Origin of the sequence: Octadecabacter dasysiphoniae, assembly GCF_021532615.1 — a bacterium.
GTDB classification, from domain to species: Bacteria; Pseudomonadota; Alphaproteobacteria; order Rhodobacterales; family Rhodobacteraceae; genus Octadecabacter; species Octadecabacter dasysiphoniae.
This window is the reverse complement of sequence record NZ_JAKGAQ010000001.1, coordinates 1,407,972-1,414,694: the sequence shown is the minus strand read 5'-3', so window position 1 is coordinate 1,414,694 and position 6,723 is coordinate 1,407,972. Positions and strand designations below refer to the sequence as shown.

The window sequence follows — 6,723 nt, the reverse complement described above, 5'->3', positions numbered from 1 at the left end:
GGTTTGTGAACCGCTATGGCGACGGCGAGGACATCTTTATCGGAGCGAACATTTTGAAAAGATGCGGCTTGCGTGAACTGCGTACCGGTGAAGCGCTTTGCATCCAAATATTGGAACTTGAAGGGCGCAAATCCGTCTATCGGATTCACGAATGGCCCTCGTGCTGACCTGCTGTTCGAAGGCCCTGTGCTTGGCTGCTATCGCGGAGCGTTGTTGTTAGACCAATCGCGTGCGTTCGTTGCAATGCAGCATCGCTGATCTACTGGCCGTTGGAATGGTCCTGTGGATATTCCACACACTATGACCCTCCATAAAAATTGCACGAGAATATGCAGGATCCGGTGGTGGTACCTTTTGGCAAGACGTCAACGCGAAATCCGTTTTCGGCCAAATGTTTGTCCATGTTGGCCAATGCTTTGGATCGGTATTTCACCCGTGTCGCTAACCTGCGTTTCGTAGCCCGAGATCACGTGCGAAGGCGGCGTGGTTGGCTGAACTCATGATATTCAAAACACAGGGGCTAACGGATGAAAAACTCTACTTATGAACAAACTCACAGCGAGACGTTGACGATTGCCGACAAAACCGATGCAGCGGTGAATACGGGCACCTTCGCGCCGGACGTTCGACGCAACCTTTTACCTCGTATTTTTCCTGTTGCTTTGGTTTTGTTGGCTGCGTGTGGTTCGCCGTCGATTCCGATTGAATCTGCACCTGTCGCTGCGCGGTATGCACAGGATTTCAATCAAGACCGTGTTGCGGGGGCGGGCGAGATTGTTGTCCGCACGTATATTGGTGAAGGTCGGACGCGTCAGGAGGTCGCTGGTGCGGAATGCAGAATGGAGTCTGACGCGTTTTCAGCCGACTTTGTGAGCCCTGTAAAAGTTCGTGTGCCAACATTTGTGCAGCGCCGCCAACTCGAGGCGCGCGGACGCCCTGACAGCTTGCGCATTGCGTGTACCACTGGTGAAGCTCAGGGCATTGTAACGATTACTGCGGAAGACAAAGAAATATCCACTGCAACAAATGCTGGCGTTGCAGGAGCCATTCTGACCACTGTTGTAAGTGGCGCGTTGGCGGGGAGCACGCCATGGCGGTATGCTTCATCTGTCAGTGTTCAGCTTATTGGCGCGCAATAGCGCCGTGGACATGACCACGTTCCTGCCAACGATTGAGACTCCGAGGCGATGTGCAGGCTGATCGAGATGGTTTCGCGCGGTTCAACCGCGCGAAACCCACGCGGGACGCGACGGTGGAGATGGAACAGACGACTTTTCTTCAGAATATACATGGCGGACATTTTCCGCGTTTGTGGAAAAAATCGTATATACCGAGAGTCGCGATAAACGCGAAGACGCCGAATTCCATCCTACTATCAGGTAATTGCGAGCTAACTGTTTAGGGGAAAATGGCGGAGAGACAGGGATTATGTGAAATTCATATTAACCAGATGAAATATATATGTAATTTTGCTGTATCAGTTCCCATGATAGTTCCCATTCTTATATCTTTAAGTCGAGGACAGGGACTAAGTTTCACTCGCCACTCATATGCCAATCCCTTACTCATCCGTCCAAGCTAGTTCAAATCCCCTTCACGCATTCGAACCGCCCAGCCAACAAGTTACCATGAAAATCATTGATTGCAGCAATCTGGTATCAATGAAGGCTGTCTTCCGACCCCACGCCTGAGAGAATGTCGGTCCTGTTGCGACACTTCAAATCTCATATCTTGGACCCCACATAGTTTGTATGAGATTTGCGATTCAAGACGAAACGAAGATTGAGGCGACGCCGAAGGCGGTGGGAAAATGTCCTGGCTGCGGTGCCGACTTGGTGGCCCGTTGTGGCACCAGGAAAGTCTGGCACTGGGCGCATAAGGGGCGTCGCCATTGCGATCACTGGTGGGAGAACGAAACTGAATGGCATCGCAAATGGAAGGATCATTTTCCAACGGACTGGCAGGAAATTGGCTCTCGTGATGCCGATGGTGAGTTGCATATAGCTGATGTACGGACACCTGCTGGTCTAGTTGTTGAGTTTCAGCATTCTTACCTGAAATCCGCTGAAGCCAAGAAACGAACTGAGTTTCACAGCCCCATCATCTGGGTGGTCGATGCCACACGTCGCCCCACCGACATCGAACAGTTCACCAGATCACTCAGAGACGCTCAAAAACACAATGTGGATGGCGGAACCGTTTACCAAATCTATTGGGCGGAAGAAGTGCGCCTGTTCAGAGAGTGGGCTGGTCTAAATGTGATCATTGCCTTTGACCTGGGAATGGATGACGTATGGTTGCTTCGCCGCATCCAACACGGAACGATCTACGGATTTTTTTACCCAAAAGCCGATCTAGTGAAAAATATATTGGGGGGTGCAGTTCCACCTGATGTCTTGTTCGGAAAGCCTCGTCAGACTCGCACGAACCGTGGAATGCGTAGAGCATATCGTGGCCGTTATTGAACTGAAGCTTTGCCAAGGTTGACTGAGGAGCCTTACAGTAGCGATCATCTTGATCAGCTTCGTTCGACCAAATCGATCAGCCGCAAGTAACGATGATCTGACGTTAATTCTGGGGCGGTCTCAGCGATGACTGAGAGTATCTTTGGCAATTCGTAAGGCGGGCGTGTGAGTGCACTCGGAGTGACTGTGTTCACCAAGTCTAGGGTCGCCGCTGGGAAACAAGCAGTTAGTGGGGTCTCATCATCCAACTCCCGTGTGAATCGATAGAACGGATGTCGGTCCGTTTCCACGGGTACCAAGAATTGCTTTACCGATGCATACACAGCAGGGAAGCTATCCTTTGTATCGTCCAATAGGCCAATCCACGAGTTCGTTGAAGACGCCGTGCGGTAGACACGTTCCCTGGGCCAAGCATCGTCGATGAATGGGACTACCAGCTTGTTCCAACCGTCATCGTTGCCTTGACCGACCCTACCGAGCCAAAAAATGAAGTCATTGCGAGTGTCATCAGACATGCAGCGCAGCACGTCGCGCATCTCTTTTTTTGTTAGCCCATGAGGCTGATCCTGATTGAAGATTCCCATGTAGCCCAGCCATTGTGCCGCCACCTTCGAGAGGTCACGGTCCCATTGCCGCTGGCGAACCCATGGCAACAACTCCAACAAGAGCGGCTTGAGCAAGCTGGCAAGTGGTGACCACGGAACCCTCCCGCTATGGAGGAAGCCATTCCATGCAGGTTCCGCTGCTGGATGTTCGAATGCAAGCATTGGGACCAAGCGTTCTTCAGTCCAGTTCGGATCAACGTGCATCAACCAGTTAAGCTTACTGGCGGTGATGGAGACGGTGTGATCTGATCCTTCGCCTGGTACTGCAAAGAGGCGTTCAAGTCGCGTTTTGATGTGCTGTGGTATCAGCGACCCCGCTTCTTGTTTTTCACCTGGAACGGCATGAAAGAGTGCCGCCGCACACATGCCCAGTGGGCCATTGATAGCGTGGCTGTATGTGCGCCGTGACTGCTGAACAACTTCTCCCCCGCGTCGGATTTCACCAAGACCGCTTTCCACAGCCTCTTCCCCGCCTTCGACCATGCCATCTATAATGTGATCAAATACCGACCATCCAAGATCATCATCAAACTCAACGATACCGATGAGGTTCTTCTCTACCCACCTCCCCAATGTGTGCCGCAATTCCCGAACGACCGAATGGGGTAATTGGATCAACCGATGCAAAAACACCCGCTGAAGCCTAGGAGATATATCGTCTGGCATCTCGTTGATGAGTGCAGACCAGAAACTTTCTGGATAGTCTTCTTTCTTCGCTGCAATGCTTAGGGCTGAAAGAGCCTTACTAGGCTTGGCCTTGACTAACCCTGTGAACGGTCGTTTCTCCGTGAAGCTACCAAAGTCACGTTTGAGGTCCTCTTTGGCTCTGGTGACCACCTCACTGACGGGAATGTCCAGCACGACATCAGGTGCTTCGTCTGTGCCGACCCAGCCAACAAGAGAGCCACGTTCGGTAACTGTGGAAGTGGCCCATCCGTCGTTCCAACGCTCGATGCCAGACGTGATTTCTACAAGACGGGTGCTTTGATCTGCGGTCAGGGTGCACCCCTGTAACTCAAGGTAGCGGGCATACCGAGCCGCAAATTCTTTACGAATGCCAGGATACTCTTCATCAGACCAGTATGTCGCCTTGTCAGGCCCCGTCATGATGCGTTCGCCTAGGTTGGCTCTTTGATCATCCGTGAAGCTTGCCCACCTATCGACAATATGGGCGGTTGAAGACTGATGAGTGGGATGGATCGGAATCTGTAGGTGCACCTCCAACATCGCCATCACGAACGACGAAACGGACGAACGGCACACCACCCTGCGACAGCACCTGCATAGAAGTGTCCCGTGGCATCCTCTGCGTGGCGATCATGTCTTCCCCAAGCACACCAGAGACCTGATCCATCACGGCATTCGGAACGCGGTAGTTTTCGGCAACACTGGTTGTGGCCAATAAGACGACCAACAACATGGACTGAATGATCGTTCTGATCACCATCGGCATGTCGCCGACTGAAGTTTACTGGACCCTTGAATCAGATATTTCACAAACCTTGTGGCGGTACCGTCTCCGTAGGACCGATAGACTTCGACCTCAATCACATCGGTCAGGTAGACATGATGCTGTCTTCCAATTCCGTATTGCTGACTGTTCCGTTCAAGGCATTCACGAACGTTTTTGCGTTCAACACCTTCAGCAACCCAGAAGCCGATACCTACGACAGCCGCTCCAAACAGACCAAATTTTACCAGACCACTAGTCATCCAATACCTCTTCAGCATGACGGGTTGTGAAAAACACACCACAAGGCGGGTATTTTCGAATCATATACGTCATTATATGGCGGATAACGTATGATTACGCCATAAAGCGTTACTCTACAGACAGGAGAAAATCGGCGACTATGACTGGTAATCAACAGCAGGCTTTAACCTATGTCGCCCAAGGTCCCAAACAACGTCGCAAAATTCCGAAAGGCACTCAAACTGTCACAGGACACGTTGGCTGGTCGCTTAGGCTTATCGGTGACGCAACTATCAAGGTTGGAACGGGGGGCGTCATCTCTGACGCAGGACAGGATCGTCGAACTTGCAAAGGCCTTCGAGATCGAACCACACGAGTTGTTTCGCGATGCATCGTTCAAGGAGAAGATTGAGTTGAACTTGATGCGCGATGTAATCGTCCAACTCGACGAAATGATTCAGCGGCTGGGTATTTCTCTGACATCGACACAAAGAGGTGATCTGACTATCGAACTGTACCGTCTCGAAACTGAAGGGCTGGACGAAGCACAGCTTGTCGATCACTCGGTAAACCTCAAGAAGTTTGAGGGTATGGTTAAGGCACTAGGTCATTTATCGGGGTAAGAACTCAAGGGCTAGTCTTTCTACCGCCGCCGCTCTAGGGATCAATGCTTGCCCCAGTCCGTAACCTCCAGCAACATCCTGTTGCGCATGTCCAGTAAAGCGGTCGTTTAATTCTTTGCTGATTTGTCCTGAATTAATCTCTTGGGCGATGTCAGCCAGTTTTACTTCACCTTCTTCAAGCTGCTTAGCCATTTCGGGGGTAACTCCAGAGTCGCGCAACATGTCTTTGAAGGTACCTCTGAATGAGTGCAGAACCTTTAGAGGGTGTTCGACTATATTGTCGATGTACTGGTTTAGACGTTTGCCTGCTGCATTTTGCGCTTTCCCGTTTTCATCTAGTCTGTAGTCAAACAGACGACCCTTACCGCGCTGTGAAAGCAGCGGCTCCACTCGCGAATGAATTGGAATTACCCGCTTTGACTGCCTGTTCTTAACCTGTTCCGCACTACGTAGGTCAAGGAACGTAACGCTCATTTCGACCTTTACCTGCGACCATTTGAGGAGAGCGATTTCATCGAGACGTGCTCCCGTCGTTGCAAGAAGCGTTAGCGCCAATCGATCTGTATCTGACAACTCTTGCGCAAAGATACCCTTCATCTCGTCGACCGAGAAGGGCAGGTAGGACTCTGATGGTCGTCCATAGTCAGCTAGTGAGAGGTTAACAAAGGGGCTGTCTTTGATCACCCCCGTTTGTTCGGCACGTATCAGTAGTTTGGATATTTTACTGACCCTGCTCTTGATGGTCTTGTTGGCTAAGCCTTTGTCGGCCATCCACTCTGCAAACTGGTAGGCGTGGTACTTTTGGATTTCGTCCATAAAGATGTCACCCGTAACCTCCAGAAACTGGTTGCAGTAGGTGATTTTGGATTTGCGTTCTTTGTTATCGGCGACCTGATTGGTCTGAAGGTATTCCTCATATGACTGTATGAACCGCGACAGCCTGTGTTGTGGGTCCTTTGATGGTTGGAAAGCTGGGAGCGGTCTCAATGCGGCCCACGGATCATCATTGATGGCCAAGGCTTCCTCTCCAGTTAGATAAGTCAGTTTGGGTGGTCTTGTCGAACTGGGTTGAGGTTTTAGGTCGCGATCAAACTCTTTGTAGATGTCATTTGCGATCCCAGGGAGTCTGGCTTCGGCCAAGCGTTTGTCCGTCGTCTTGGTACTACGACGTACCTGCTTGTTCTTCGATGCCTGCTGCAATTCTTGCGGCTTGGTGATCACGACGAACCATTTATTGCCTTTGGTGGGTATCTGGACCAGCGAAGGAGGGTGATAATTAGTTCCCAATTTAGTTCCCGTTCTAGTGCCGTAGGCTATACATATTCCTGTTTTTACTA

The 6,723-nt window shown here is 51.0% G+C and carries 5 protein-coding genes; 3 read left to right on the top strand and 2 right to left on the bottom strand.

The genetic code is table 11. From position 1 onward, the window contains the following. Window positions 1–527 precede the first annotated feature (527 nt). Together L0664_RS06850 and L0664_RS06845 are read left to right on the top strand one after the other, a co-directional pair. Entirely contained in the window at window positions 528–1,139 is a 612-nt protein-coding gene (locus tag L0664_RS06850) for a hypothetical protein (RefSeq protein WP_235224873.1), read from the top strand. A gap of 612 nt (window positions 1,140–1,751) precedes the next feature. After that, window positions 1,752–2,465: a competence protein CoiA gene (locus L0664_RS06845; protein WP_235224872.1), complete on the top strand. Its 714-nt coding sequence runs from the start codon at window positions 1,752–1,754 to the stop codon at window positions 2,463–2,465. 53 nt (window positions 2,466–2,518) lie between these two features. Here the strand turns inward: L0664_RS06845 and L0664_RS06840 are convergent, their stop codons facing one another. Continuing rightward, entirely contained in the window at window positions 2,519–4,177 is a 1,659-nt protein-coding gene (locus L0664_RS06840; protein WP_235224871.1) for a hypothetical protein, read from the bottom strand. Window positions 4,178–4,954: 777 nt separating this feature from the next. Here L0664_RS06840 and L0664_RS06835 point away from each other — a divergent pair. Further along, complete coding sequence (locus tag L0664_RS06835; protein WP_235224870.1) at window positions 4,955–5,386, top strand: helix-turn-helix domain-containing protein; 432 nt, start codon at window positions 4,955–4,957, stop codon at window positions 5,384–5,386. Here L0664_RS06835 and L0664_RS06830 read toward each other — a convergent pair. Further along, window positions 5,375–6,673: a phage integrase SAM-like domain-containing protein gene (locus tag L0664_RS06830; protein ID WP_235224869.1), complete on the bottom strand. Its 1,299-nt coding sequence runs from the start codon at window positions 6,671–6,673 to the stop codon at window positions 5,375–5,377. The two genes, L0664_RS06835 and L0664_RS06830, sit on opposite strands and share 12 nt — an antisense overlap. Window positions 6,674–6,723: the final 50 nt, after the last annotated feature.